The sequence below is a fragment of the Streptomyces sp. NPDC023157 genome (assembly GCF_055560575.1).
Genome location: NZ_JBVHIL010000004.1, coordinates 306,580 through 333,351, shown reverse-complemented (window position 1 = coordinate 333,351; position 26,772 = coordinate 306,580). Strand labels below are relative to the sequence as shown.

The window sequence follows — 26,772 nt, the reverse complement described above, 5'->3', positions numbered from 1 at the left end:
CGCTAGGCCGACCGCGTGAGGTCCACCGCCCGTACCTCCTCCGCGAACGGCTCCCCCCGCCCGTACCGCGCCACCTCCTCGATCGCCCGGTCCGCCATCCGGTGCAGCTCGTTGCCGAGGGAGCCTGCGACGTGGGGGGTGAGGAGGACGTTGGGGAGGGTCCACAGGGGGGAGTCGGGGGCGGGGAGTTCGGGGTCCGTGACGTCGAGGACGGCGTGGAGGCGGCCGGAGCGGAGGTGGGGGAGGAGGGCGGTCTCGTCGACGAGGGAGCCGCGGGCGGTGTTGACGAGGGTCGCGCCGTCGGGCATCGCGGCGAGCTGGGCGGCGCCGAGCATGTGGTGGGTGGCGGGGAGTTGGGGGGCGTGGACGGAGACGACGGTGGAGCGGGCGCAGAGTTCGTCGAGGGGGACCGGTGTCACGCCGGGGCCGGGGTCGGTCGTGTACGGGTCGTACAGCAGGATCTCGAAGTCGAAGGGGCGCAGGAGGTCGATGACCCGGCGGCCGATGCGGGAGGCGCCGATGATGCCGACGGTGCGGCGGTAGTTGCCCCAGGCGGTGGACTCGTCGAGCCAGGCCTGGTCGGTGCGCAGCTCGGCGTACTGCTGGGCGGAGCGCAGGACGCGTTTCCCGGCGAAGAGGATCGCGGCGAGCGTGTATTCGGCGACGGGCAGCGCGTTGGCGGCGGCGGCCGAGGTGACCTGGATGCCGCGGTCCCAGCAGGCGTCGGTGATGTGGTGTTTGACCGAGCCGGCCGCGTGGACGACGCCTTTGAGGCGGGGGGCGCGGGCCAGGACGTCGGCGGTGAGCGGGGTGGTGCCCCAGCAGGTGAGGAGGAGTTCGGCCTCGGCGAGGGCGGCGGCGACCTCGGGCGTGGGGTCGGCGAGGTCGTGGGCGACGAGCCGCGGGTCGGTGCGCGTGAGGGCGGCGAGGCGGTCGCGGTGGGCGTCGGTGAGGAGGCGTTCGGCGATGCCGGGGCCCATGGCGAGCAGGAGCCGGGGGCGGTTGTCAGTGGCGGGGTGCATCGTGGGATCTGTGCTCCTCACTTGACGCTGCCGGCGGTCAGGCCCGCTTTCCAGTGGCGCTGGAGGGAGACGAAGGCGACGACGAGGGGGACGACGGCGAGCAGGGATCCGGTGACGACGAGGGGGTAGAAGTCGGGTTCGGCGTGGGCGTTGCTGTTCCAGGAGTAGAGGCCGAGGCTGAGCGGGAACAGCTTCTGGTCGGAGAGCATCACGAGGGGGAGGAAGAAGTTGTTCCAGATCGCGGTGAACTGGAAGAGGAAGACGGTCACGAAGCCGGGCATGACCATGCGCAGACCGATGGACCAGAAGGTGCGCAGTTCGCCGGCCCCGTCGATACGGGCGGCTTCGAGGGCCTCGTCGGGGATGTAGCCGGCGCTGAAGACGCGGGCGAGGTAGACCCCGAAGGGGTTGACGAGGACGGGCAGGATCACGGCCCAGTAGGTGTTGACGATGCCCACTTCGCTGGCGAGCAGGTACATGGGCAGGGCGAGCGCGGTGGTGGGGACGAGCACGCCCAGGAGGACGACGCCGAAGAGCGTCTCCTTGCCGGGGAAGTCGTACTTGTCGAAGGCGTAGCCCGCGGCGACGCTGACGAGCGAGCAGGCGAGGGCGCCGATGCCCGCGTACAGGAGGCTGTTCAGGTACCAGTGGAAGTAGATGCCGTCGTTGTAGTCGGCGAGGCGGGTGAGGTTGCCGCCGAGGTCGAAGCCCTCGAAGGAGAAGGCGTTTCCGGCGAGGAGTCCGCCGGCGTCCTTGGTGGCGGCGGTGAGCAGCCAGACGAGCGGGAAGAGCATGTAGACGACGGCGAGGACGAGGGCGCCGTTGACGGCGGTCTTCGACAGCCAGACGGAGGGCGTACGGGTCTTGCTCATGCGGCCTTTCCCTTCCGGCGGCCGCCGCTACGGCCGGTGAGGCGCGTGACGGCGAAGGAGAGCAGGGCGGCGGTCAGGGCGAGCAGGACGGAGGCGGCCGCGGCGAGGCCGTAGTCGTTGCGGTCGAAGGCCGCGGTGTACGCGTACATGTTGGGCGTCCAGGTGGAGGTGACGGCGGATCCGGTGCCCTTGTTGAGGATCAGCGGTTCGGTGAAGAGCTGGAGCGAGCCGATGACGGTGAAGAGGGCGACCATCGCCAGGGAGGCCCTGATCAGGGGGAGTTTGATGGAGAAGGCGATCCGCCAGGCGCCGGCGCCGTCGACGGTGGCGGCCTCAAGGACGGAGCGGTCGATGGCCTGGAGGGCGGCGTAGAAGATCACCAGGTTGTAGCCGAGCCACTCCCACAGCGCGATGTTGACGACGGAGGGGAGGGCGCCTTCGGGGGAGAAGAAGTCGAAGCCGACGCCGCCGGCCTCCATGGCCTGGACGACCGGGCTGAGCTGGGGGGTGTAGAGGTAGACCCAGATCAGCGCGGCGATGATGCCGGGGACGGCGTGCGGCAGGAAGAGCGCGAGCTGGAAGAAGCGGCGGGCGCGGGCGAGCGCCGAGTCGAGCAGCAGCGCGAGGCCGAGGGCTCCGGCGAGCAGCAGCGGGATGTAGAGCAGGCAGTATCCGAGCAGCACGCCGAAGCCTTCGAGGAAGGCCCGGTCACCGAGCGCCGCGGTGTAGTTGTCGAGTCCGCTGAAGACGGTCTCGGTGCCGCCGAAGCCGAGCCCCGACTGCTTCTCGGTGAAGAGGCTGAGCCAGACCGCGTATCCGATCGGCACCACCATCACCACGGTGAACAGCAGGAAGAACGGGGTCAGCAGGGTCGCGGCGGCGCGGGTGCGGGCCTTCACCGGATCAGCCCTCGACCTTCAGTCCGCGCTTGGTGAGCTCGGCGACGGTGGCGTCGTGGCCGGCCTTGATCGCGTCGGTGATGCCGGGACCGCCCTGGGCGATCTTGCCGAACTGGTCCTTGATGGTGGTGTTGGTGGTGCCGGTGGTCGGTCCCCAGGCCCAGCCGGGGGCGATGGAGGCGCCGGACCGCTCGAAGAGGGCGTAGATGTCCTGGCCGCCGTAGTAGCTCGCGTCGAAGACCTGCTTGGCGACCGGGCGCAGTGCGGTGGCGGCGGGGAAGGCGCTGGAGGTGCCGGAGGCGATGCGGGCCTTCACACCGGCCTCGGTGGTGGACATCCACTCGGCGAACTCGACGGCCGCGTCCTTCTTCTTGCTGTCCTTGGTGACGGCGAAGGAGGTGCCGCCGAGCATGCCGCTGGCGGGGGTGCCGTTCCAGTTCGGCATGGGGGCGACGGCCCACTTGCCGCTCTGCTCGGGCAGGGTGCCCTTGAGGACGCCGGCGCCCCAGGAGGCGCCGAGGTAGCCGATGGTGGTGCCGTTCTTCAGGGAGCCGGTCCACTCGGGGCTGAAGGAGGCGTTCTTGTGGACGAGGTCGGCGTCGAGGAGGCCCTGCCAGTAGGCGGCGACCTTGGTGGTGGCGGCGTCGGTGGTGTCGATCTTCCAGGTGTCGTTCTCGGCCTTGAACCACTGGGCGCCGGCCTGCCAGGCCATGGCCTCGAAGGTGGTCGGGTCGTCGGGGAAGAAGGTGGCGATCCGGGCCTTGGCGTCGGCCTTCTTCACCTTCTCGGCGGCGGACCTGAACTCGTCCCAGGTCGTGGGGACGTCGACCTGGTACTTGGCGAAGAGGTCCTTGCGGTAGAAGAACGCCTGCGGCGCGGCGTCGAAGGGCACCGCCCAGCTCTTGCCGCCGAGGGTGGTCAGCTGCACGGCCTGCGGCAGCAGCTTGGCGCGGTCCTGTTCGGTGAACGCGTCGCCGATGTCCTGGAGGGCCCCGGAGGAGACGAACTCGGGGAGCGAGGAGTACTCGATGGAGACCAGGTCGGGGGCGTTGCCCGCCTTCACGGCGTTGGAGATCTTGGCGTAGCCGCCGGCGGTGCCGGAGGGGATCTCCTCGAACTTCACCTGGATGTTCTTGTGGGAGGCGTTGAACGCGTCGACCACGTCCTTGGAGCCCTTGGCCCAGCCCCAGAAGGTGAGGGTCACGGGACCTGCGGGCTTGCCCGCGGAGTCGTCACCGCCGCCGCCGCAGGCCGTGAGGGCGGCGAGGGCGGTGGCGGTGACGGTGGCGGCGGCTATGACGCGGGGGGTTCTCCGACTACGGGGCACGGCACGGCTCCTGACACGGCGGCACGGACGGGTTGGCCGTGATCCTGTGACCGTTCATGACCGAAGTCAAGAGCGAAAGATTGAATGATCGAAAAAAGATCAGAATCCGGAGGGGGTGGGCACCCCGGTTCCCGAGGGGGCGGGCGCCCCGCACGAGGACCGCACCCGCAGGCTCGGCAGCAGGCTCAGATGCCGCCGCGCCGCCTCCTCGCCACCGCCCGCACCGGCCGCTGAAACACGCTCCACCAGCAGCTCCGTGGCATGCCGGCCCACCTGCCGCTTCGGCGGCGCGACCGCCGTCAGCGGGGTGTCGGCGAGCGCGGCGACCTCGTCGTCGTACGCGATCAGGGCCAGGTCCTCCGGCACCCGCACCCCCAGCTCGGCCAGGCGCTGCACGATCTGGATCGCGTCCACGTCGTTGTGCACCAGGGCCGCGCTCGCCCGCCCGGACCCCACCGCCTCGTGCAGGGCCCGCACCGCCCGCTCGAAGCCCTCGGGGTCCCGCTCGGCCGGTACGGAGTCGATCACCGCCCGCGGCGCCTCCAGGCCCAGCGTGCGCAGCGCCTCGGCGTACCCCGCGCGCACGGCGAGCGCCGTCGGGCTGTCCCCGCGCGCCACGAGCAGCGGCGTCGCGTGGCCGAGCCCGAGCAGGTGGCGCAGGGCGAGCAGCACCCCGTGGGCGTGGTCCGAGGCCACCCGGTCCAGGCCGTCGAGCGGCGTGCCCGGGTCGGCCCGGCGCTCCAGGAGCACGGCGGGCACCGGCAGTTCGGCCAGCCAGTCCCCGTACGCGAGCCGGTCCTCCGGGCCCCGCCAGCCCGGCGCGACGAGCACGCCCTCGGCGCCCGCGGCGAGCAGGCCCTCGGTGCGCGCCCGGTCCTCCTCGGGCCGGTAGTCGGAGATCCGCAGGATGAGCCGGGCGCCGGCCCGGGCGGCCGCCTCGTGCGCGCCCCGGATGACCTCGGCGAAGTAGTACGTGGCGGAGGGCGCGAGCAGTCCGAGCACCAGGCCCCCGCCACCCTGGGGGCCCGCCGGGCCCTGGCCGCGGGGCCAGGAGACCTGGCCGTGCACCCGGTCCAGCAGGCCCCTGGCGGCCAGCGCCTCGACGTCCCGGCGCGCGGTGACGGGGGAGACCCCGAGCAGTCCGGCCAGGTCGGAGACGCGGGCCGTGCCGCGCTCGCGCACCAGGGCCAGCAGTCGGTCGTGTCGTTCGGCAGCACTCTCGCGCACGGTGCGGTTCCCCTCGGTTCCCCTGGCGGTGGTGGTCGTTCCCCGACCTTAGAGCAGCACGGCCCGAAATGATCGAACGGAGGGAGTTTCGATCATTCGCTCCGTCTCCTCTTGACGTTCGATCGAAGCGTCTTCAGGATTCCGGGCGACGCCGCCGTCACCCTCCGCAGCACGGAATCCCAGGGAGCATCATGCCCACGCCACCCGAGAACCGTGAGCTCAGCCCGTACACCGGCTGGACCCGGGCCCACTGGGAGACCACGGCCGACCGCCTCCTGCTCGCCGTACGCCCCCACACCTCGCCCCGCGGCGCCCTCATCCACCTGCCGGGCCCCCGCCCCAGCCGGTCGGGCCCCCGCTCCGACGGCCTGGAGGGCTACGCCCGCACCTTCCTCCTCGCCGCCCTGCGCACCGCGCACGGCGACGACCCGCAGGGGCACCTCGACCGCTACGCCGAAGGACTCGCCGTCGGCACGCGGCACCCCGGCACCACGGGCCCCGAGTCCTGGCCCCGCATGGCCGACACCCGGCAGGCCGTCGTCGAATCCGCCTCCGTCGCCCTCGCCCTGCGCCTGACCCGCCACCGCCTCTGGGACCAGCTCGACACCCGCGCCCGCGAACGGATCGCCGACTGGCTGCTCCCCGCCCTCGGCCCCTCGCCCGTCGACAACAACTGGTGGCTCTTCGGCCTCACCGTCGCCGGCTTTTTCCAGGACGCCGGCATCGAGACCGACCGCGCCGCCGCCACCGTCGACCGCGCCCTCGAACGGATCGAGCACTGGTACCTCGGCGACGGCTGGTACAGCGACGGCGACAACCGCGCCTTCGACCACTACAACCCCTGGGCCCTGCACTTCTACCCCGTCCTGCACGCCCACCTCTCCGGCGACCGCGCCCTCCTCGACCGCTACGGCCCCCGGCTGCGCACCCAGCTCGACGCCCACACGCTCCTCTTCGACACGAACGGCGCCCCCCTCCCGTACGGAAGGTCCCTGACCTACCGCTTCGCCGCGGCCGCCGCCCCCTGGCTGGGCGCCCTCACCGGCCACACCCCGCTCACCCCCGGCGCCACCCGCCGCCTCGCCTCCGGCAGCCTCCGCTACTTCCTCGACCGCGGCGCCACCGACACCCGCGGCCTGCTCACCCTCGGCTGGCACGGCCCCTACGAGCCCGTCCTGCAGAGCTACTCGGGCCCCGGCTCCCCCTACTGGGCCGCCAAGGGCTTCCTCGGCCTGCTGCTCCCCGCCGACCACCCCGCCTGGACCGACCCCGAGGAACCCCTGCCCGCCGAACGCGCCGACACCGTACGGGCCTTCGGCCCCACCGGCCTCCTCGTCCAGACCACCGCCGCCGACGGGCTGGTCCGCCTCCACAACCACGGCAGCAACCACGTGGGAGACCCCGGCACCGACGACCCCGGCTACTCCCGCCACGCCTACTCCACCCGCACCGGCCCCACCACCGCCCCCGACCCCGCCGACAACCACTTCGCCCTGCTCGACGCCGACGGCCACGCCACCCGCCGCGGGCCCGTCACCCCGCTCGGCACCGGCCCCGACCGGGCCCTCTCCCGGCACACCCCGCTCCCCGGCGTCCACGTCGTCTCCGCCGTCCTCGTCCACGGCCGCGCCGAGGTCCGCGCCCACCTCGTCCTGGGCGCCCCCGAAGGGACCCCCGTACGGCAGACCGGCTGGACCGTCCACCCCGACGGACCCGCCTCCCAGCTCCACCCCGTCCACGGCTACGCCCCCGACGTCACCGAACTCCCCACCGGCGGCACCCTCCAGGGCCCGGCCCCCACCCGTACCCCCGCCGTGCACGGCACCACCAGCGGCCCCGCCACCCTCTTCGTCGCCCTCGCCTCCCTCACCGCCGAAGCCGGGCCCGGCACCGGGCCCGGCACCGGGCCCGGCACCGGCCCCGGCACCGGCCCCGGCACCGGCCCCGCCCCCGTCCATGAACTCGCGAACGTCCAGGTCAGCGACGCCCGCACCCTGCACGTGACCTGGCAGAACGGCACCACCTCCCGCCTCACCCTCGACGCCCCCGACCCGGAGGACCAGTGACCCAGCGCCGTACGTACGCGGCCCTCACCGCCGCCGCCCTCGCACTGCCGCTCCTGACCACCGCCCCCGCCACGGCCGCCCCGCGCACCGGCGACCGCCACTACGTCGACTGCTCGGCCACCGCCCCCGGCGACGGCAGCGCCCGACGCCCCTGGACCACCCTCGCCGAGGCCAACGCCCACCCCTACGGGCCCGGCGACCGCCTCCTGTTCAAGCGCGGCACCACCTGTGCCGGCACCCTCGCCCCCCAGGGCGCGGGCGCGCCCGGAGCCCCCTTCACCATCGCCGACTACGGCGACGCGCCCGGCCGCGCGGTCATCGACGGCAACGGCGCCCACGACGCCGTCCTCCTCGCCAACACCCAGTACCTCCGGCTCACCCGCCTGGAGATCACCAACGCCGCCGCCCCCGGCACCGAACGCAACGGCGTGCGGCTGCGCCTCGCGGACTACGGCGCCGCCAAGGGCATCACCCTCGACCACCTCGCCCTCCACGACATACGCGGCGGAGACGCCAAGACCCTCACCGGATCCAGCGCCATCCACGTCGCCGTCGAGGGCACCACCGTCCCCAGTTGGTACGACGGGCTCGACATCGGCCACAACGACATCCGCGACGTCGACCGCGAGGGCGTCTACTTCAAATCCCGCTTCTCCAGGCGCGACCTGGTCGGAAACCAGCAGGACCCGGTCGCCTTCCCCGGCCCCTGGACCCCCAGCCTCCGGGTCCGCGTCCACCACAACACCCTGACCTCGATCGCCGGCGACGGCATCAAGATCGACACCACCAGCGGCGCCCGCGTCGACCACAACCGCGTCGACGGCTTCCAACTACGCTCCCAGGCCGCCAACGCCGGCATCTGGACCTTCAACACCGACGACACGACCGTCGAGTACAACGAGGTCTCAGGCGGCGGCAACACCAAGGACGGCATGTCCTTCGACGCCGACGGCGCCTCCAAGGGGACCGTCTTCCAGTACAACCACAGCCACGACAACGCCGGCGGCTTCCTGCTGATCTGCCCGTACAGCGGCGCTCAGACCCTCGACACCGTCGTCCGCTACAACCTCAGCGTCGACGACGGCGCCCGCCTCATCCAGAACTGCTGGGGCCCCATCCTCAACACCCGTATCTACAACAACACCTTCGTCAACCGGACGACCGTCCCCACCTACCTCGTCCAGGACGACGCGGGCAGCCCCGCCACCACCCGCCACGAACTCACCCTCACCAACAACCTCTTCGTCAACGAAGGCACCCCCGGCGGCTACGCCTTCAAGAACCCCACCCCGGCCCTCACCTTCACCAACAACCTCTTCCACAACATCCCCATGGCCCGCCCCAACCCCGGCGGCCTCACCGCGAACCCCCTCCTCAACCCCGACCTGACGCTGTCCCCCGACTCCCCGGCCCTGTCCGCCGGCACCCCCGTCGAGAACAACGGCGGCAGGGACTGGTTCGGGAACGAGGTGTCGGCGACATCGCCCCCGAACATCGGGGCGTACGAAGGCCCGGGCGAGAACTAGCGCCCGAAGGCCCTACTCGGAGCCCTACTCGGGCCCCTACTCCCCTACTTGGGCCCGTACTTGCGCCCCGCCCGGGAGGACACCCCGCCCAGCACCCCGCGCGGAGCCAGCTTCACCACGCCCATCAGGGCCTTGTAACGGGGATCGGGGATGGACAGCGTCCGTCCCCGGGCCAGATCGGCGAGCGCCGCGGAGACCAGCTTGTCCGCGTCGAGCCACATCCAGCCCGGGATGTTGTCCGTCCCCATCCCCGCCCGCTGGTGGAACTCCGTCCGCACGAACCCCGGGCACAGCGCCATCAGCCGCACCCCCGTGCCCGCGAGGTCCCGCGCCGCGCCCTGCGTGAACTGCACGACCCACGCCTTCGACGCCCCGTAGGTGCCCCGCGGCAGGAACGCCGCCACCGAGGCGACGTTCACCACCCCGCCGCGCCCCCGGGCCCGCATCGCCTCCGACGCCGCCGAGGTCAGCCGCAGCACCGCCTCGCAGTGCACCTTCAGCATCTTCAGCTCGTCGGCCATCGAGACTTCCAGGAACCGGCCCTTGTTGCCGAACCCGGCGTTGTTCACCAGCAGGTCCACCGGCTGCTTGGCGTCCGAGAGCCGCGCCACGACGGCCTCGATCCCCTCCTCCTCGGAGAGGTCCGCCGCCAGCACCTCCGCCTCGATGCCATGCCGGTCGTGCAACTCCGTCGCCTGTTCCCGAAGCCGCTTCACATCGCGCGCCACGAGCACCACGTCATGCCCGTCCGCGGCCAGCCGCCGCGCGAAGGCGGCGCCGATGCCGGCGGTCGCGCCCGTAATCAGTGCAGTCGTCATACGCGGCACGTTAACCCGCGCCGTGTGAACGCCGTGTGTGGGAAAGCGGCCCGCCCCGGCCCCCCTACGTCTCCCCTTGCGTCTCCCTCTACTTCTCCCCGTACTTCTCCGCGTAGTTCCGCGCCAGCGCCAGCAGCCCCGACTCCATCCACTCGGCGGCCACCAGCGTGCTCGGGAGCTGGGAGCGGTCGGTGGTGGCGGCGTGGTGGAGGCGGGCGATGGTGATGGGATGGGTGGGGCGGTGGATGACGGTGATGGGGTCGCCCGCGCGGATGTCGCCCGGTTCGATCACGCGGAGCAGGGCGCCGGGGCCCGCCGGTGACTGGTTGAGGCGGCGGACCCAGGCGGTCTCCTGGACGAAGCCGGCGAAGGTGCGGCACGGGATGCGGCCGCCGGTGACCTCCAGGACGAGGTCGGGACCGATGCGCCAGCGCTCGCCGATGAGGGCGCCGTTCACGTCGAGGCCGCGGGTGGTGAGGTTCTCGCCGAAGGAGCCGGGGGGCAGGGGGCGGCCGAGTTCGCGCTCCCAGCTCTCCATGTCCTCGCGCGCGAAGGCGTGCACGGCGCGGTCGGCGCCGCCGTGGAAGCGCAGGTCGCACACGGTGTCGCCGGCGACGCCGCTGGCTCCTCCGGGGGCGGGGGCGGCGACTCGTACGGGGCCGTCGACCGGGCGCTTGTCGATGCCGGTCCGGCCGGAGGGGGCGCTGGTGTAGTCGACGGTCTTGGGGCGGCCCACGTTCACGCTCAGGAGTTCCATGGGGGCAGCCTAGGCCGGGCGCGGACTTCCTCAAAGGTTGGTATAGAAATTCCGTGTTATGCCCAAGGAGGGCTTATGCTTGGGCCATGATCGAGGCCCGCCACCTTCGTGTCCTGCGCGCCGTCGCCGCCACCGGCTCCTTCTCCGCCGCCGCCCGCGAACTGGGCTGCACCCAGCCCGCGGTGAGCCAGCAGATGAAGGCGCTGGAGAGCTCCGCCGGCACGCCCCTGCTGATCCGTACCGGCCGCGAGATGCGCCTCACCCAGGCGGGCGAGGCCCTGGTGCGGCACGCGTCCGGGATCCTGGCCGGGCTGACCGCCGCCGAGGAGGAGGTCGCGGCCATCGCCGGGCTGCGGGCCGGACGGGTGCGGCTCGTCTCGTTCCCCAGCGGCAGCTCCACCCTCGTCCCCACCGCCCTCGCCGCCCTGCGCGCCGCCCATCCCGGCACCCGCGTCTCCCTCGTGGAGGCCGAGCCGCCGCGCTCGGTGGAGATGCTGCGCGAGGGCGACTGCGACGTGGCCCTCGCCTTCCGTTACGGGGCGAGCCCGGACAGCTGGGACGACCTGGTGGTCCGCCCGCTCCTCGCCGACCGGCTCGTCGGCCTCGTGCCCGAGGGGCACCGGCTGGCCGGGGCGGAGTCGGTGGGCATGGGCGAACTGGCCGAGGACCCGTGGATCGCGGGCTGCCCGCGCTGCCGCCGCCAGCTGGTGGACGTCTGCCGGGAGGCCGGCTTCACCCCGCGCATCGACTTCGCCACCGACGACTACCCGGCCGTGATCGGCCTGGTGGGCGCGGGTCTCGGCGTGGCCGTCCTGCCGGAGCTCGCCATCGAGTCCGTACGGCCCAAGGGCGCCGTCACCGTCACGGTGGAGCCCGCCGTGGAGCGCGAGATCGTGGCGCTCACCCTTCCGGACCTGGCCCAGGTCCCGGCCGTCGCGGCCACCCTGGACGAGCTGACCCGGGCCTCGGCCCGCGCCGCCGAGCGGTCGGCGCCGACACGCGCTTAGGCCGTACGAGTGAGATAGGGGCGCCGCCGTACGGGTGGTCCGCGCACCGCCGTCCGGGGGACCGGGGCACGGGACGGGGTGCGCCGTCCGGGTGAACAGGGTCCGGCCGTACGGGTGTGGGCGCACGCCCGTCGGGGTGAGTGCGCTGGGCCGGGGGAGTGAGAGCGCCGGGACCGTGTGGGTGACGGGGAAGGTATCGGCCGGGCGAGCGCGTGCGGGCGGTGCGCGGTACGCGCCCGCCGTCCGGGGCACGGGTCCGGCCCGTGGCCTCTCCGGTGGGCGTTCCGCGCGGCGGGCGTGCGGGACGGCGCGGTCGCCGGGGCCGCACGCCCCCGCGCCGCGTGCGGCGCGGCTCCCCGGGGCCGGGGGTGGGGGCCCGGCCCGTGTCGTTCGAATGTCCCAAGTCGTGGTGCAGAAACGTTACTTCAGGCGTGACCCACGCCTGCCGTGCTCGTGTGGGACGCCCGCGCGGTGGCGGACGTCGTGACCAGGCGATTGCGGGCTCGACCCATGAGCTCTTCGCGTTCGTCCTCGGTGAGGCCGCCCCAGACGCCGTAGGGCTCCCGTACGGCGAGCGCGTGTGCCGCGCACTCCGCGCGTACCGGGCACCGCATGCAGACCTCTTTCGCCGAGTTCTCGCGCGCACTCCGTGCCGCGCCGCGCTCTCCCTCGGGGTGGAAGAACAGGGAGCTGTCGACCCCGCGGCAGGCCGCGAGCAGTTGCCAGTCCCACAGATCGGCGTTGGGTCCGGGAAGGCGGGAGAAATCTGCCATTGCGCTAGTCCCCTTGAAACCGTGTCGAACGGATTGGTGGGCGGGTTGATGGCTGATCGACGGGGCCCTTCGTCCCCCGTCGGGTGTCGCGTACCCGCTCTCGCGGGTTCGATCCGACCGTACAACTACTGTCTAAGTAGATGTAAATATGACTCATTGCGAATCTAGCCACAGACACCGCGAAAAGGGAAGAAAACCCGCTAAATGGGGCATACCTTCGAGTGAAGGACGGATGACCTGCGACGCTCTCCTCCGCATACGAGCCCTCACGTAGAGTGCCGAAGGCGGCCGTCCGACCCGTAACTCTTTCGAGTGACCGTCGTTGAGAGTGCGGAGGCGGTTGAAGGAACAAGCGCTCGGACAGATGTCCGGGGGTGTCAACCGCACAGGTGACGATACGTACCAGCCCTGGAGGCTCAAGGTGACGCGCTTCAGCTGCGAGAGCCGCGGAGGTCACGCATGACTTCCGTCCTCGTCTGCGACGACTCCCCGCTTGCCCGAGAGGCGCTTCGGCGGGCGGTCGCGACCGTGCCCGGCGTCGAGCGCGTGACCACCGCGGCCAACGGCGAGGAAGTCCTCCGCCGCTGGGGAGCGGACCGCTCGGACCTGATTCTGATGGACGTGCGCATGCCCGGCCTGGGCGGCGTGGAGACCGTCCGCCGGCTGCTCTCCGCGGACCCCGGCGCCCGCATCATCATGCTCACCGTCGCCGAGGACCTGGACGGTGTCGCGCTCGCGGTCGCCGCGGGTGCCCGTGGCTACCTGCACAAGGACGCCTCGCGCGCCGAGCTGCGGGCCACGGTCACCCAGGCCCTCGCCGACCCGACCTGGCGGCTGGCCCCGCGCCGGCTGCGCTCGGCCGAGATGGGTGCCGCGCCCACCCTCACCGCCCGTGAGATCCAGGTGCTCGAAGGGATGAGTCACGGCCGGTCCAACGCGGAGATCGGGCGCGAGCTCTTCCTCTCCGAGGACACGGTGAAGACGCACGCGCGCAGGCTGTTCAAGAAGCTGGGCGCCTCCGACCGGGCGCACGCCGTCGCGCTCGGATTCCGCTGGGGCCTGGTGCGCTGACCTGCGGCCATCGGCCGCATCCCCGTCCGCCGAGCGGCGGACGGGGTGGGCTTGTGTCACTTCTCCGCGGAATGCCGCATCCTTGATGGTGTGGAGTTCCTCGGGGACGAGACGAACGAGCCAGCGGACAACGAGCGGAAGGGGAGGGCGCAGGAGATGAGTGCCGGCGCACCTGCTCATAACGCTTCGGTGCACAACTACGGACGCGGTGCCGCGAACGAGCAGGCGTCAAGGCACCATGGAGCGATGCGCGACGACGAGACCAGTGGGTCCCCCGTGCCCGCAGGGCAGGGGGAGATCGGTGCACTCGTTCACCGTGCCGTGGAGGGGGACCAGCAGGCGACGCACGACCTCCTCGCGCGCGTGCACCCCCTAGCCCTGCGCTACTGCCGTACGCGGCTGAACCGGCTGCCCGGCGACGCCCGTCACTTCGTGGAGGACCTCGCCCAGGAGGTCTGCGTCGCCGTCCTGATGGCGCTGCCGCGCTACAAGGACACGGGGCGGCCCTTCGAGGCCTTCGTCTTCGCGATCGCCGGACACAAGGTCGCCGACCTCCAGCGGGCCGCCATGCGGCACCCGGGTTCGACGGCCGTGCCCTCCGACGAGATGCCCGAGCGGCCCGACGACTCGCTCGGGCCCGAGGAGCGGGCGCTCCTCAGCGACGACGCCGAATGGGCCAAGAAGCTGCTCGCCAACCTCCCGGAGAACCAGCGCGAGCTGCTCGTCCTCCGGGTGGCCGTCGGGCTGACCGCCGAGGAGACCGGGCAGATGCTCGGGATGTCCCCGGGGGCGGTCCGGGTGGCGCAGCACCGTGCGCTCAGCCGGCTGCGGGCGCTGGCCGAGCAGTAAGGGTTCGCGGGGGCAGGTGTCCCTCACGTACACGTACGAACGTCCAAAGCTGCTCGCTGATCTTGATCGTGGAATGAGACACGGCCGCGGCCCGTTAGCATGGACATCCGCACCGATCAAGGCCATTGGGGAAGGTGTCATGACCAACATCGACGGAGTGCCCGAGAAATTCGCGACACTCGGGCTGACCTACGACGATGTACTGCTGCTGCCGGGCGCGTCCGACATGGCGCCCGACCAGATCGACACCTCTTCGTACATCTCGCGGAACGTGCGGGTGAACATCCCCCTGCTCTCCGCCGCGATGGACAAGGTCACCGAGTCCCGGATGGCCATCGCCATGGCCCGTCAGGGCGGCGTCGGCGTCCTGCACCGCAACCTCTCCATCGCCGACCAGGCCAACCAGGTCGACCTGGTGAAGCGCTCCGAGTCCGGCATGGTGACCGACCCGATCACCGTGCACCCGGACGCCACGCTCGGCGAGGCCGACGCGATCTGCGCCAAGTTCCGCATCAGCGGCGTCCCGGTCACCGACCCGGCCGGCAAGCTGCTCGGCATCGTGACCAACCGTGACATGGCCTTCGAGTCGGACCGCAGCCGCCAGGTGCGCGAGGTCATGACCCCGATGCCGCTGGTCACGGGCAAGGTCGGCATCTCCGGCGTGGACGCCATGGAGCTGCTCCGCCGCCACAAGATCGAGAAGCTGCCGCTGGTCGACGAGGCCGGGCTACTCAAGGGCCTCATCACGGTCAAGGACTTCGTCAAGGCCGAGAAGTACCCGAACGCCGCCAAGGACAAGGACGGCCGGCTGCTCGTCGGCGCGGCCGTCGGCGTCGCCGGCGACTCGTACGAGCGCGCCCAGGCCCTGATCGAGGCGGGCGTCGACTTCGTCGTCGTCGACACCGCGCACGGCCACTCCCGGCTGGTCGGCGACATGATCGCCAAGATCAAGTCGAACTCCTCGGTCGACGTCATCGGCGGCAACGTCGCCACCCGCGACGGCGCCCAGTCGCTCGTCGACGCCGGCGCGGACGGCATCAAGGTCGGTGTCGGCCCCGGCTCCATCTGCACCACCCGCGTGGTCGCCGGCATCGGCGTCCCGCAGGTCACGGCCATCTACGAGGCCTCCCTCGCCGCCAAGGCGGCCGGCATCCCGGTCATCGGCGACGGCGGCCTGCAGTACTCCGGCGACATCGCGAAGGCGCTCGTCGCGGGCGCCGACACGGTGATGCTCGGCTCGCTGCTCGCGGGCTGCGAGGAGTCCCCGGGCGAGCTGCTCTTCATCAACGGCAAGCAGTTCAAGTCGTACCGCGGCATGGGCTCGCTGGGCGCCATGCAGACCCGCGGCGACCGCAAGTCCTTCTCCAAGGACCGCTACTTCCAGGAGGGCGTCGCCTCCGACGAGCAGCTGATCCCCGAGGGCATCGAGGGCCAGGTGCCCTACCGCGGCCCGCTCGCCTCGGTCGTGCACCAGCTCACCGGCGGTCTGCGTCAGTCGATGTTCTACGTCGGCGGCCGCACGGTCCCGGAGCTTCAGCAGAACGGCCGTTTCGTCCGGATCACCTCGGCGGGTCTCAAGGAGAGCCACCCGCACGACATCCAGATGACCGTCGAGGCGCCGAACTACAGCCGTAAGTAACAGAGCGCTGTCAGCGGCATCCGCAGGGGGTGGTTCCGGCATGTGGCCGGAGCCGCCCCTTCGGCGCGTGTCGGGGATACTGGTAGGCGCAGACCAAGAGGGAAAGGCCACACAACGTGACTGAGATCGAGATCGGGCGCGGCAAGCGCGGCCGCAGGGCGTACGCGTTCGACGACATCGCCGTCGTACCGAGCCGGCGCACCCGGGACCCGAAGGAGGTCTCGATCGCCTGGCAGATCGACGCCTACCGCTTCGAGCTGCCGTTCCTGGCCGCCCCCATGGACTCGGTCGTCTCGCCGCAGACCGCCATCCGCATCGGCGAGCTCGGCGGCCTGGGCGTGCTGAACCTCGAGGGCCTGTGGACCCGCTACGAGGACCCGCAGCCGCTGCTCGACGAGATCGCGGAGATGGACGAGGAGACCGCCACCCGCCGTCTGCAGGAGATCTACGCGGCTCCGATCAAGGAGGAGCTGATCGGGCAGCGCATCAAGGAGGTGCGCGACTCGGGTGTGGTCACCGCCGCCGCGCTCTCCCCGCAGCGCACCGCGCAGTTCTCCAAGGCCGTGGTCGACGCCGGCGTGGACATCTTCGTCATCCGCGGCACGACCGTCTCCGCCGAGCACGTCTCCGGCGCGGCCGAGCCGCTGAACCTCAAGCAGTTCATCTACGAGCTCGACGTCCCGGTCATCGTCGGCGGCTGCGCCACGTACACCGCGGCCCTGCACCTGATGCGCACCGGCGCCGCGGGTGTCCTGGTCGGCTTCGGCGGCGGCGCCGCGCACACCACGCGCAACGTGCTCGGCATCCAGGTCCCGATGGCCACCGCCGTCGCCGACGTGGCCGCGGCCCGCCGCGACTACATGGACGAGTCCGGCGGCCGGTACGTGCACGTGATCGCCGACGGCGGCGTGGGCTGGTCCGGCGACCTGCCGAAGGCCATCGCCTGTGGCGCCGACGCGGTCATGATGGGCTCCCCGCTGGCCCGTGCCACGGACGCGCCCGGCAAGGGCCACCACTGGGGCATGGAGGCCGTCCACGAGGACGTGCCGCGCGGCAAGCTGGTCGACCTCGGCATCGTGGGCACCACCGAGGAGGTCCTCACGGGCCCGTCGCACACCCCGGACGGCTCGATGAACTTCTTCGGCGCCCTGCGCCGCGCGATGGCCACGACGGGCTACAGCGAGCTCAAGGAGTTCCAGCGCGTCGAGGTGACGGTGGCGGACGCGCAGCACAAGCGCTGACGTCGTCGGATCCGTACGCGTCTTCCGTACGTACGAGAGGGCCCCGCACCGGGTGGTGCGGGGCCCTCTCGCGTACGGGGGTCGGTCAGAGGCCGAGGTACCGGCTCACGGCATGTTCCACCTCGGCGAGTTCGTGGTGGTCGAGGTAGTGGACGGGGTCGCCGTGGACGAAGCGGACGTCGATGGTGCGGATCTGGTCCACGAGCAGATGGGTGACAGCGCCCGCGATCTCCAGCCGGGGCCGGAAGACGGACGGCTGCGCGCTGGTGGAGGTGGGGATGATGGTGGCCACGTTCCACGGCATGCCGCTTGGGCTCAGGACGAGCCCGTACCGCTTGCCGCGCTGTTCGTGTCCGCGTTTCGTGTCGCCGAGGTCGACCCGGTAGACGGCGCCTCGGATCACCAGGCGTCCGCTTCCGAACCGAGGTCCTCGTCCGCGAGCCGTTCGGCGTCGGCGCGGGCCTGGACCAGCCACGACTCGCGTTCCAGCAGGCGCAGCGCGCGGCGGATGACGTCGCTGGTGGCCTCGCCCTCGCGCATCGAGGTCTTGATGATGCGCTCGTCCTCTTCGGTGGGCCTGAACCCTATGGTCGTCGCCATCCTCTGAGGTTAGCGGCCTGTTGCACACTTGTGCAACAGGTGTGCAACGCGGGTGCCGGCTCTGTTCACAGCCGGTGCGCCGCTCCCCCCGGGGTGGCGCCCCGGGTGTCGAGGAGCAGCTGCGCCTTCACGGACAGGCCCTGGAGGTCGTACGTGCGGTGGTGCTGGAGCAGGATCGTCAGGTCGGCGTGGGCGGCGGCCTCGTAGAGGGAGTCGGCGCGGGGGACCGGCCGGTCGCGGACGCGCCAGTCGAGGACGTGCGGGTCGTGGTAGCTGACCGCCGCGCCCAGGTCCATCAGGCGGCGGGCGATCTCGTCGGCGGGGGAGCCCTGCCGGTCGGCGAGATCGGGTTTGTACGTGATGCCGAGCAGAAGGACCCGGGCGCCGCGGGCGGACTTGCCGTGCTCGTTGAGGAGGGTGGCGCAGCGCTGGACGACGTACTGGGGCATGCGCTCGTTGACCTGGCCGGCGAGTTCGACCAGGCGCAGCGGGCGGTGGGCGCCGACGGTGTCCACGGGGACGCCGTGGCCGCCGACGCCGGGGCCGGGGCGGAAGGCCTGGAAGCCGAAGGGCTTGGTCTCGGCGCAGCGGATGACGTCCCAGAGGTCGACGCCGAGTTCGTGGCAGAGCACGGCCATCTCGTTGACGAGGGCGATGTTGACGTGCCGGAAGTTGGTCTCCAGGAGTTTCACGGTCTCGGCCTCGCGCGGGCCGCGGGCGCGGACCACCTTGTCGGTGAGGCGGCCGTAGAACGCGGCGGCGGACTCGGTGCAGGCGGGGGTGAGCCCGCCGATGACCTTGGGCGTGCCGGTGAAGCCGTGGGTGCGGCTGCCGGGGTCGAGGCGGCCGGGGGAGTAGGCGAGGTGGAAGTCGCGCCCGGCGCGGAGTCCGGAGCCGGTTTCGAGGAGTTCGCGGAGCGGTCCTTCGGTGGTGCCGGGGGGCACGGGGGACTCCAGGAGGACCGTCGTGTGGGGGCGCAGCCGGGCGGCGAGGGCGTGGGCGGCGTCGGTGACGGCGGTGAGGTCGAGGGCGCCGTCCGGTCCTGGCGGGGTGGGGGCGCAGATGACGGCGGTGCGGACCCGGCCGAGTTCGGCGGGGTCGGTGGCGGGGCGGAAGCCCGCGGCGAGCATCCGGCGGATCTCGGCGGCGGTGAGCGAGCCGTCGACGGGGGGCCGTCCGGCGGCGAGTTCGGTGACGGGCCGGGGGTCGGTGTCGTAGCCGATGGTGTCGACGCCGGCCGTGGTGGCCGCCTGGGCGAGGGGGAGACCGTGGTGGCCGAGGCCGATGACGGCGAGATCAGCGGGCATGGAGGTGGGCCGTCCTTCCCTGGTGCCGGAGGGGGGTGTGAGACCGGGGGCCTCTAGCCGGAGGGGTCACGAGGCGCAAGCCCTGTGGACAGAACGGGGCGAGTGCAATGTCAGACTAGGCGTAAATATGACCGATATGCGGCATTGTGGGGCCGAAGATCGCGAGTGTTATCCACAGGTCCCGGTCCAGGCGGTGGCTGAAGTCGCGGGGCCGGGCCAGAATCGAAGCCGTGAGCCCGACCACACAGGGGGACGACGGGAGGCAGCGGTGAGGACAGCGACACTGGGACCGGCCGAGCGCACGGCGGCGCTCGCGGCGATGACCGAGCGCGAGCTGGACGTGCTGGTCGTCGGCGCCGGAGTCGTCGGCGCGGGCACCGCGCTCGACGCGGTCACCCGAGGCCTCTCCACCGGCCTCGTCGAGGCGCGCGACTGGGCCTCCGGCACCTCCAGCCGCTCCAGCAAGCTGATCCACGGCGGCCTGCGCTATCTGGAGATGCTCGACTTCGCCCTCGTCCGCGAGGCCCTGAAGGAGCGCGGCCTGCTCCTCGAACGGCTCGCACCCCACCTGGTCAAACCCGTCCCGTTCCTCTACCCGCTCCAGCACAAGGGCTGGGAGCGGTGGTACGCGGGCTCGGGCGTCGCGCTGTACGACGCGATGTCCGTCTCCTCGGGCCACGGGCGCGGCCTGCCCGTCCACCGCCACCTCAGCCGGGGCCGCGCCCTGCGGGTGGCCCCCTGCCTCAAGAAGGACGCCCTCGTCGGCGCCCTCCAGTACTACGACGCCCAGATGGACGACGCCCGCTTCGTCACCACCCTCGTCCGCACCGCCGCGAGCTACGGGGCGCAGGTCGCCGCCCGGGCCCGCGTCGTCGGCTTCCTGCGCGAGGGCGAGCGGGTGGTCGGCGCCCGCGTCCAGGACGTCGAGACCGGCGGGGAGTACGCGATCAGGGCCCGCCAGATCGTCAACGCCACCGGCGTGTGGACCGACGACACCCAGGCCCTCATCGGCGAGCGCGGCCAGTTCCACGTCCGCGCCTCCAAGGGCATCCACCTGGTCGTGCCCAAGGACCGCATCCACTCCACCAGCGGACTCATCCTGCGCACCGAGAAGTCCGTGCTGTTCGTCATCCCCTGGGGCCGGCACTGGATCATCGGCACCACCGACACCGACTGGGACCTCGACAAGGCCCACCCCGCCGCCTCCAGCGCCGACATCGACTACCTCCTGGAGCATGTGAACGGGGTCCTCGCCACCCCCCTCACCCGGGACGACGTCCAGGGCGTCTACGCGGGCCTGCGCCCGCTGCTCGCCGGCGAGTCCGACGCCACCAGCAAACTCTCCCGCGAACACACCGTCGCCCACCCCGTCCCCGGACTCGTGGTCGTCGCCGGAGGCAAGTACACGACCTACCGCGTGATGGCGAAGGACGCCGTCGACGAGGCCGTCCACGGCCTCGACAAGCGGGTCGCCGACTGCGTCACCGAGGACACCCCCCTCATCGGCGCCGAGGGGTACCGGGCCCTGTGGAACGCCCGCGCCGCGATCGCCGCCCGCGCCGGGCTGCACGTGGCCCGGGTCGAGCATCTGCTCAACCGCTACGGCTCCCTGACGGAGGAGATCCTCGACCTGATCGCCGCCGACCCCTCCCTCGGCGCGCCGCTGCCCGCAGCCGAGGACTACCTGCGCGCCGAGATCGTCTACGCGGCCTCGCACGAAGGCGCCCGCCACCTCGACGACGTCCTCACCCGGCGCACCCGCATCTCCATCGAGACCTTCGACCGGGGCACCCGCAGCGCCCGCGAGTGCGCCGAACTCATGGCGCCGGTCCTCGGCTGGGACGCTCACCAGGTCGACAAGGAGGTCGAGCACTACGAGAAGAGGGTCCAGGCGGAACGCGAATCGCAGCGCCAGCCCGACGACCTGACGGCGGACGCGGCCAGGCTGGGGGCGCCCGACATCGTGCCGATCTGACCGGCGCGGGCACGGGAACGCTTCTCGGAGTTCGGACCCGGGGGAGGCATCGGTCGCGGAGTGAGGGACAATGAGCTCTCTTCCAGGGCGGGTTGCCGCATCGTGCGGGAGCGGCGGACGCGGGCGCAGATCAGGGATCGACGAGGGGACGCATGTCGGAGGCGGAGCAGTCGCGGGACACGGGGCAGGATCCCCGGCGGGACGCCCCTGCGGGGGCCGCCACCGACGGCGACCGGGGCGCGGTTCCGGCCGCGCGCACGGCGGACCGTGACGAGGCGGCACAGACCGGGACGACGCCGGACGCGTCGCGGGACCCCCGGGGCCCGGAGCGGGACGTCCCGAAGAAGGACGCCGCGGCCGGAACCTCGGCGGCCTCCGGGGCCCGGAGCGGAACGGGTGCGCGGACCGGCGCCGACCTGACCAAGAAGCCGGCGGCCACGAGCACCCCGGCCGGCGGCGGATCGACCGACGGGGCCGCGCCCGCCACCGGATTCGGGGCGGACGTGGCGGACGTCGACCCGAAACGCGCCGCGGGAACGGGCGGGCGCACCGGCCGTGCTGACGCGGCGTCCACCGAAGGACGGCTGCTCGCCGGGCGCTACCGCCTCGGCGTGGTCCTCGGCCGCGGCGGCATGGGCACCGTGTGGCGGGCGGTCGACGAGACCCTCGGGCGGACCGTCGCCGTCAAGGAGCTGCGCTTCCCCACCAGCATCGACGACGACGAGAAGCGACGCCTCATCACCCGGACCCTGCGCGAGGCCAAGGCCATCGCCCGGATCCGCAACAACGGCGCCGTGACCGTCTACGACGTGGTCGACGAGGACGACCGGCCGTGGATCGTCATGGAGCTCATCGAGGGCAAGTCGCTCGCCGACGCCGTCCGCGAGGACGGCACGCTCACCCCGCGCCGCGCCGCCGAGGTCGGCCTCGCCATCCTCGACGTGCTGCGTTCCGCGCACCGCGAGGGCATCCTCCACCGCGACGTGAAGCCGTCCAACGTGCTGATCGCCGAGGACGGCCGGGTCGTCCTCACCGACTTCGGCATCGCCCAGGTCGAGGGCGACCCCTCGATCACCTCCACCGGCATGCTCGTCGGCGCCCCCTCGTACATCTCGCCCGAGCGGGCCCGCGGCCACAAGCCCGGCCCGGCCGCCGACCTCTGGTCGCTCGGCGGACTGCTGTACGCCGCCGTCGAGGGCAGCCCGCCCTACGACAAGGGCTCCGCCATCGCCACGCTCACCGCGGTGATGACCGAGCCGGTCGACCCGCCGAAGAACGCGGGCCCCGGGCTGGAGCAGGTCATCTACGGGCTGCTCGCCAAGGACCCCGACCAGCGCCTCGACGACGCCGGCGCCCGGGTGCTGCTGCGGGCCGTCCTCGACGCGCCCGAGGCCCCGCCCGAGCCGTCCCCCGAGGCGACCAGGGTCGTCCCGCTGCCGCCGCTCCCCGAGCGCCCGCCGGTCGCCCCGGCGACGCCCGTCCGGGAGAAGCCGGCCCGGGAGAAGACCGGCGACGCGGCCGACCGCGTGCGCGGCGCCCTGAAGTCCGTACGGAACGCCGCGGCGAAGCCGGAGCCCGAGCGCCGCCCCGGCGCCGGAGCCCCCGCCCGGCCCGCGCAGACCCGCGCCTCGCTCACCGACGTCGTCCCGCGCCGCACCCTCGTGATCATCGCCGCGGTCGTGCTCGCCGCCCTGCTCGGCACGATCCTGTACGTCGCCCTCGGCGGCGGCCAGGACGGCGCCACCGGCAAGGGCAAGGGCGCCGCCTCCGGCGGGACGACGGCCTCGGCCGGATCCACGGCCGGCGGCGGCAGCGACCCGAGCACCGACACCGGCACGTCGGGTGGCGACCCGGACCAGCAGGGCGGCGGCGACAAGCCCGCGGGCAACAGCGGCGGTCAGAGCGGCAGCACGCCCAGCGGGACCCCCGGCGGCGACAAGCCCGCCGGCCCGCAGCTGCCCGCCGGCTACGTGATGGTGACCAACGGCCGCTTCCACTTCCAGATGGCGATGCCCGCCTCCTTCAAGCTGGCCGCCATCGCCGGCCGGAACTCGGGGGGCATCTTCCACGCCGGCGGCAGCGGCTTCCCGCGCGTCCAGGTCGACTTCAACGACAGCCCCCGCGACGACGCCGCCAGCGCCTGGCGCGCCGCCGTCGCCGCGGTGGCCGCGTCGAGCAACGACTACAAGCACATCGCGATCCGCCCGGTCGACTACAAGGGGTACCCGACCGTCGCCGACTGGGAGTTCGAGCGCAACCAGAACGGCATGCGGATCCGGATACTCAACCGCGGCTTCAAGGTCGACGCCGGACACGGCTACTCGATCATGATCAGCTGCAAGGCCGACGCATGGGACGCGGCGGACTGCAAGACGCTGCGTGAGACGGCGTTCGCCACGTTCAGCCCCAAGGACTGACCGGCGCACGTATCGTGAAAGGCCCCGGGCCCTGCGGTCCGGGGCGACGGGGGACGGCAGGCGCGGGGGGAGGCGTCGTGGACGAGTACGCGGGAAGGGTGCTGGCGGACCGTTACCGCCTGCCCGTGCCGCCGGCCGACGCGTACGACCTCGTCGAGACGCGCGCCTTCGACACCTACAGCGGACAGGAAGTCCGGATCCGGCAGGTGCCCCTGCCCGAGATCGTCGACGCCGAACTCGTCGGCGACCAACCCTACGAGGCACCGGGCCGGGCGACCCGGCGCCCCGCCGACCCCGGCGTCCGGCGCGCCCTGGAGGCCGCCCAGGCCGCCGCGCAGATACCCGACCACCCGCGCCTCGACCAGGTCTTCGACGTGTTCGCCGAGGCCGGCTCGCTGTGGATAGTGAGCGAGTTCGTGTCGGCCACCCCGCTCTCCGAACTCCTCGCCGACGCCCCGCTGAGCCCCTACCGGGCCGCCGAGATCGGCTCCGACCTGCTCACCGCCCTGCGCGCGTTGCACGCCCACGGCTGGACCCACCGGAACGTCACCCCCCGCACGGTCCTCGTCTGCGACGACGGCCGCGTCGTCCTCACCGGCCTCGCCGCCGGCGCCGCCGAGGAAGCCCTGTGCGGCTACGCCCCGGTCCCCTTCCCGGACGACGAGGAACTGACCTTCGGCCCGCGCCCGACCGGCCGGGAGGACGAGGGCGAGGACGAGTACGGGTACGGGTACGGGGGCGAGGCTGAGGGCGCGTACGAGGCCGAGTACGGGGACGCGTACGGGGACCAGGCCGGGGACGCGTACGAGGACCAGGACGAGGATCCGGCCGAGGGTCAGGACGCGGGCGGGGAGTCGGGGTACGAGCCGGAGACGTACGCGACCGAGGAGTACGAGCCGGGGCCGTACGTGGGCGAGGACGTCGGGTCGGGGGACCACCGGGCCGCGCTCTACGGGACGAGCGGTGCGTACGCGACCGGCGTCCCCTGGGAGCCCGTGCCCGTCTACGAGCCCGTGGCCGCCCACGAGCCGGAGGCACTTCCGCCGGGCGGGTACGCGCGGGGCCTCGACGAGACCGGCTCCGACGAGGCGCACGAGGCGCACGAGGCGCACGAGGCGCACGAGGCCGAGGAACAGGCCGAGGAACAGGCCGACCTCGACGCCCCCCACGACCAGGACCCGCACACCTCCTTCTACGGCCCCGAGCCCGCCGGTACCCCCTACGGGCCCGGCGAGGGCGCGGGCGCGCGCCCCGAGTCGTCCGCCGCGCCCGTCGTGCCCGCGCCCGCCACGCCCTCCGCCGCGGAGGTGCGCGCGGCGCGGGCCGGGGCCATCGCCGCGTACCGGGCGGGGGCCCGCGCCGCCGCCCGGCTCGGCGAGACCGGGGCGCTGCCCGTCCAGCGCCCGGCGGCGACAGCACCCCCCGCCGAGGCCACGGCCGAACACCCTGCCCAGCCCTCCGCCGAACGCTCCGCCGAGCAGCCGACCGAGCCCCTCCCCGTGCAGCCCTCCGGCCCGCCGGACCCCCCTGCCGTGTATCCCGCGCCGCAGTGGTGGACGCGGACGGACGACGGGGACGACGGGGACGACGAGGACGACGACGAGGACGACGGCGACGACGAGACCGGTGGCGTGTACGGCGGGACGCCGCCGCCGCGCGCGTACCTCTCCGGGACCTGGAGCGACGGCCCGCACGCCTCGCGCGACAGCGGCCGCTCCGTCCCGGCGGGCGGCGGCGCGCTGCCCGCGCTCCCCGCCGGGTACACGGCGGCGGCCCCCGCGCCCCTGCCCGCGCCCGCCCCGGGCGCCCCGACGGGCGGCGCCCCGGCGTACCGCGGCCCGGTGACCCGGCTCGCGGCCGAGCGGGCCCGCCAGGCGCGGATCGCGGTCGTCGGCGCCGTCACCGAGCGCTGGGCGCCCGAGCAGGCGGGCCCGGTCCACGAGCACTGGCGGCTCGCCCCGCCGATCGGCCCGGCCACCGACCTGTGGGCGCTGGGCGCGCTGCTCTACCGGGCCGTCCAGGGCCACGCCCCGTACCCGGAGGACAGCGCCGCCGAGCTGGTCCAGTTGGTCTGCGCCGAGCCCCCGGCCTTCGCCGAGGAGTGCGGCCCGCTGCGGCCGGTCGTGGAGTCGCTGCTGCACCAGGACCCGACGGAGCGGCCCGACGTCGAGGTGCTGAGCGGCTGGCTGCGCTCGTTGGTGCGCTCGGCGCCCGAGCCGGAGGCCGGGTTCGGTGTCATGCCGCCGGTGTCCCCCGACGCGACCCGGCTGCCCATCGTGCGCCGCCGCGGCGAGTTGGTGCGCCGGCGGCGCGGGGGCGCGGCGGGCGGCCGCCACCGGCACGCGAAGGGTGCCGTCCCGCGCCAGGGCCGCCCTCACGGCGACGCCCACGGCGTCCGCGGAGCCCACGACGCCCACGACGTCCGCGAGCCCCAGCAGCCCCCGTACCCGTATCGGGACGAGGCCAAGTCCGGCTTCCCGTCCGGCTTTCAGAACGACTTCCGAACCGACCACCGCGGCGAGAGCTGGACCGACCACCCCGACGACGACTTCCGCGAGGAGATCCCCCAGCGCGCCGCCCGCGGCCCCGCCGCTGCGCGCGGTTCGGGTGCCCCGCGTTCGCTCGGGCGGATCCTGCTGGTCCTGATCCTCCTGCTGCTGTCCGGAGCCGTCGCGTACGCCGTGCTGTTCCTGCCCGGGAAGGGCGAGGGGAAGAACCCGACGGCGACGCCGCCGCCGGCGGGCAGCACCACCCCGCCGCCCGCGTCCACGAAGCCGGCCACCCCGTCGGCCACCCCCTCCGCCAAGCCGTCCACCGTCCCGCCCCCGACGTCCGCCACCGGTCCCGTGCTCGCCGCCGGGTACGTGGTGCGCAAGGACACCGAGGGCTTCGAGGTCGGCGTGCCGCGCGACTGGCGGCGCAGCCCGATCAACGACGCCGGGCAAGTGCGCTACACGGGCGGCGACTTCATGCTGATCGTGGTCCCGGGCCGGGACACCGTCCGGGCGAACGGCTCCGACCCCATGGCGTACCAGCGCACGAAGGAGCGCGAGCTCCAGCCCTGGCGGGACTCCTCGTGGTCCGGCGCCTCGGGGCTGCGCCGCATCGACATCGGCCGACAGGCCATGGCGGTGGGCCAGTTCACCTGGCAGGACAGCACCGGCCGTGAGGTGTTCGTGCGCAATCTGGCCCTGATCGACCGCGGCCGCTACCACGTCGTCCAGGTCATCGGGCCGGAGAACGAGCGGGACAAGGTGTCCGAGATCTACGACCAGGCGGTGAAGGCCTACCGGGCGACGCGCTGATCGAACCGCCGGGCGAGGGGATGAACGAACCGCCGAGCACCCGACGCCCCGCCGGTCACAGTGTTGTTCCACAA

21 protein-coding genes are annotated in these 26,772 nt (G+C 73.0%); 10 read left to right on the top strand and 11 right to left on the bottom strand.

All coding sequences use genetic code 11. The features are described 5' to 3' along the window. Positions 1 to 2: 2 nt before the first annotated feature. The 5 genes from ACZ3ZE_RS16445 to ACZ3ZE_RS16425 form a co-directional block, all read right to left on the bottom strand. Positions 3 to 1,022, bottom strand: coding sequence for a hydroxyacid dehydrogenase (locus tag ACZ3ZE_RS16445; RefSeq protein WP_442303784.1), 1,020 nt, complete (start codon positions 1,020 to 1,022; stop codon positions 3 to 5). Positions 1,023 to 1,039: 17 nt separating this feature from the next. Next, positions 1,040 to 1,894 carry a carbohydrate ABC transporter permease gene (locus ACZ3ZE_RS16440; protein ID WP_361166145.1) on the bottom strand — a complete coding sequence of 285 codons (855 nt, stop codon included), beginning with the start codon at positions 1,892 to 1,894 and terminating at the stop codon, positions 1,040 to 1,042. Continuing rightward, on the bottom strand, positions 1,891 to 2,793 hold the full coding sequence (locus ACZ3ZE_RS16435; protein WP_361166148.1) for a carbohydrate ABC transporter permease: 903 nt from the start codon (positions 2,791 to 2,793) through the stop codon (positions 1,891 to 1,893). The genes ACZ3ZE_RS16440 and ACZ3ZE_RS16435 overlap by 4 nt, the downstream gene beginning before the upstream one ends. Positions 2,794 to 2,797: 4 nt before the next feature. After that, a complete protein-coding gene (locus tag ACZ3ZE_RS16430) occupies positions 2,798 to 4,120 on the bottom strand; it encodes an ABC transporter substrate-binding protein (RefSeq protein WP_361621438.1) in 1,323 nt (440 codons plus the stop codon). Positions 4,121 to 4,219: 99 nt separating this feature from the next. Further along, a complete protein-coding gene (locus tag ACZ3ZE_RS16425) occupies positions 4,220 to 5,347 on the bottom strand; it encodes a substrate-binding domain-containing protein (protein WP_361166154.1) in 1,128 nt (375 codons plus the stop codon). Positions 5,348 to 5,538: 191 nt separating this feature from the next. Here ACZ3ZE_RS16425 and ACZ3ZE_RS16420 point away from each other — a divergent pair, with 191 nt between their 5' ends. Together ACZ3ZE_RS16420 and ACZ3ZE_RS16415 are read left to right on the top strand one after the other, a co-directional pair. Further along, positions 5,539 to 7,413: a DUF2264 domain-containing protein gene (locus ACZ3ZE_RS16420; RefSeq protein ID WP_467259529.1), complete on the top strand. Its 1,875-nt coding sequence runs from the start codon at positions 5,539 to 5,541 to the stop codon at positions 7,411 to 7,413. Further along, complete coding sequence (locus tag ACZ3ZE_RS16415) at positions 7,410 to 8,939, top strand: right-handed parallel beta-helix repeat-containing protein (protein WP_361621444.1); 1,530 nt, start codon at positions 7,410 to 7,412, stop codon at positions 8,937 to 8,939. Before ACZ3ZE_RS16420 ends, ACZ3ZE_RS16415 begins: the two co-directional genes overlap by 4 nt. Before the next feature lie 44 nt (positions 8,940 to 8,983). On the opposite strand, the gene ACZ3ZE_RS16410 is transcribed toward ACZ3ZE_RS16415, so the two are convergent. Then, positions 8,984 to 9,757: an SDR family NAD(P)-dependent oxidoreductase gene (locus tag ACZ3ZE_RS16410; RefSeq protein ID WP_361166163.1), complete on the bottom strand. Its 774-nt coding sequence runs from the start codon at positions 9,755 to 9,757 to the stop codon at positions 8,984 to 8,986. A gap of 88 nt (positions 9,758 to 9,845) precedes the next feature. Next, positions 9,846 to 10,514: an MOSC domain-containing protein gene (locus ACZ3ZE_RS16405; RefSeq protein ID WP_361621447.1), complete on the bottom strand. Its 669-nt coding sequence runs from the start codon at positions 10,512 to 10,514 to the stop codon at positions 9,846 to 9,848. A gap of 86 nt (positions 10,515 to 10,600) precedes the next feature. Between ACZ3ZE_RS16405 and ACZ3ZE_RS16400 the strand changes: the two genes are divergently transcribed. Next, a complete protein-coding gene (locus tag ACZ3ZE_RS16400; protein WP_361166168.1) occupies positions 10,601 to 11,521 on the top strand; it encodes a LysR family transcriptional regulator in 921 nt (306 codons plus the stop codon). Between the two features lie 425 nt (positions 11,522 to 11,946). Here the strand turns inward: ACZ3ZE_RS16400 and ACZ3ZE_RS16395 are convergent, their stop codons facing one another. Further along, on the bottom strand, positions 11,947 to 12,294 hold the full coding sequence (locus ACZ3ZE_RS16395; RefSeq protein ID WP_329423259.1) for a WhiB family transcriptional regulator: 348 nt from the start codon (positions 12,292 to 12,294) through the stop codon (positions 11,947 to 11,949). Between the two features lie 459 nt (positions 12,295 to 12,753). On the opposite strand from ACZ3ZE_RS16395, the gene ACZ3ZE_RS16390 reads away from it, so the two are divergent. The 4 genes from ACZ3ZE_RS16390 to ACZ3ZE_RS16375 all read left to right on the top strand — a co-directional run bounded on the left by ACZ3ZE_RS16390 (position 12,754) and on the right by ACZ3ZE_RS16375 (position 17,094). Next, the gene (locus ACZ3ZE_RS16390) at positions 12,754 to 13,365 is read left to right on the top strand and encodes a response regulator transcription factor (protein ID WP_003948568.1); all 612 of its coding nucleotides are present in this window, start codon (positions 12,754 to 12,756) and stop codon (positions 13,363 to 13,365) included. Between the two features lie 246 nt (positions 13,366 to 13,611). After that, positions 13,612 to 14,214, top strand: a complete 603-nt coding sequence (locus ACZ3ZE_RS16385) for a sigma-70 family RNA polymerase sigma factor (protein ID WP_361166172.1) — start codon at positions 13,612 to 13,614, stop codon at positions 14,212 to 14,214. Positions 14,215 to 14,353: 139 nt separating this feature from the next. Further along, positions 14,354 to 15,853 (top strand): IMP dehydrogenase, encoded by a 1,500-nt coding sequence (guaB, locus tag ACZ3ZE_RS16380; RefSeq protein ID WP_361166175.1) that lies wholly within the window; start codon positions 14,354 to 14,356, stop codon positions 15,851 to 15,853. 116 nt (positions 15,854 to 15,969) lie between these two features. Further along, on the top strand, positions 15,970 to 17,094 hold the full coding sequence (locus tag ACZ3ZE_RS16375; protein WP_132912496.1) for a GuaB3 family IMP dehydrogenase-related protein: 1,125 nt from the start codon (positions 15,970 to 15,972) through the stop codon (positions 17,092 to 17,094). Positions 17,095 to 17,179: 85 nt separating this feature from the next. On the opposite strand, the gene ACZ3ZE_RS16370 is transcribed toward ACZ3ZE_RS16375, so the two are convergent. The 3 genes from ACZ3ZE_RS16370 to ACZ3ZE_RS16360 form a co-directional block, all read right to left on the bottom strand. Then, positions 17,180 to 17,497, bottom strand: a complete 318-nt coding sequence (locus ACZ3ZE_RS16370; protein ID WP_467259526.1) for a type II toxin-antitoxin system PemK/MazF family toxin — start codon at positions 17,495 to 17,497, stop codon at positions 17,180 to 17,182. Next, positions 17,494 to 17,694: a hypothetical protein gene (locus ACZ3ZE_RS16365; protein WP_467259523.1), complete on the bottom strand. Its 201-nt coding sequence runs from the start codon at positions 17,692 to 17,694 to the stop codon at positions 17,494 to 17,496. Before ACZ3ZE_RS16365 ends, ACZ3ZE_RS16370 begins: the two co-directional genes overlap by 4 nt. Positions 17,695 to 17,759: 65 nt before the next feature. Next, a complete protein-coding gene (locus ACZ3ZE_RS16360; RefSeq protein ID WP_361166182.1) occupies positions 17,760 to 19,001 on the bottom strand; it encodes a nucleotide sugar dehydrogenase in 1,242 nt (413 codons plus the stop codon). Between the two features lie 268 nt (positions 19,002 to 19,269). Here ACZ3ZE_RS16360 and ACZ3ZE_RS16355 point away from each other — a divergent pair, with 268 nt between their 5' ends. From ACZ3ZE_RS16355 to ACZ3ZE_RS16345, 3 genes are all read left to right on the top strand, one after another. Continuing rightward, on the top strand, positions 19,270 to 20,976 hold the full coding sequence (locus ACZ3ZE_RS16355; RefSeq protein ID WP_361166185.1) for a glycerol-3-phosphate dehydrogenase/oxidase: 1,707 nt from the start codon (positions 19,270 to 19,272) through the stop codon (positions 20,974 to 20,976). 152 nt (positions 20,977 to 21,128) lie between these two features. Next, entirely contained in the window at positions 21,129 to 23,393 is a 2,265-nt protein-coding gene (locus ACZ3ZE_RS16350; protein ID WP_361166188.1) for a serine/threonine-protein kinase, read from the top strand. Positions 23,394 to 23,470: 77 nt separating this feature from the next. Continuing rightward, entirely contained in the window at positions 23,471 to 26,698 is a 3,228-nt protein-coding gene (locus ACZ3ZE_RS16345; protein WP_467259520.1) for a protein kinase, read from the top strand. The last annotated feature ends 74 nt before the right edge of the window (positions 26,699 to 26,772 follow it).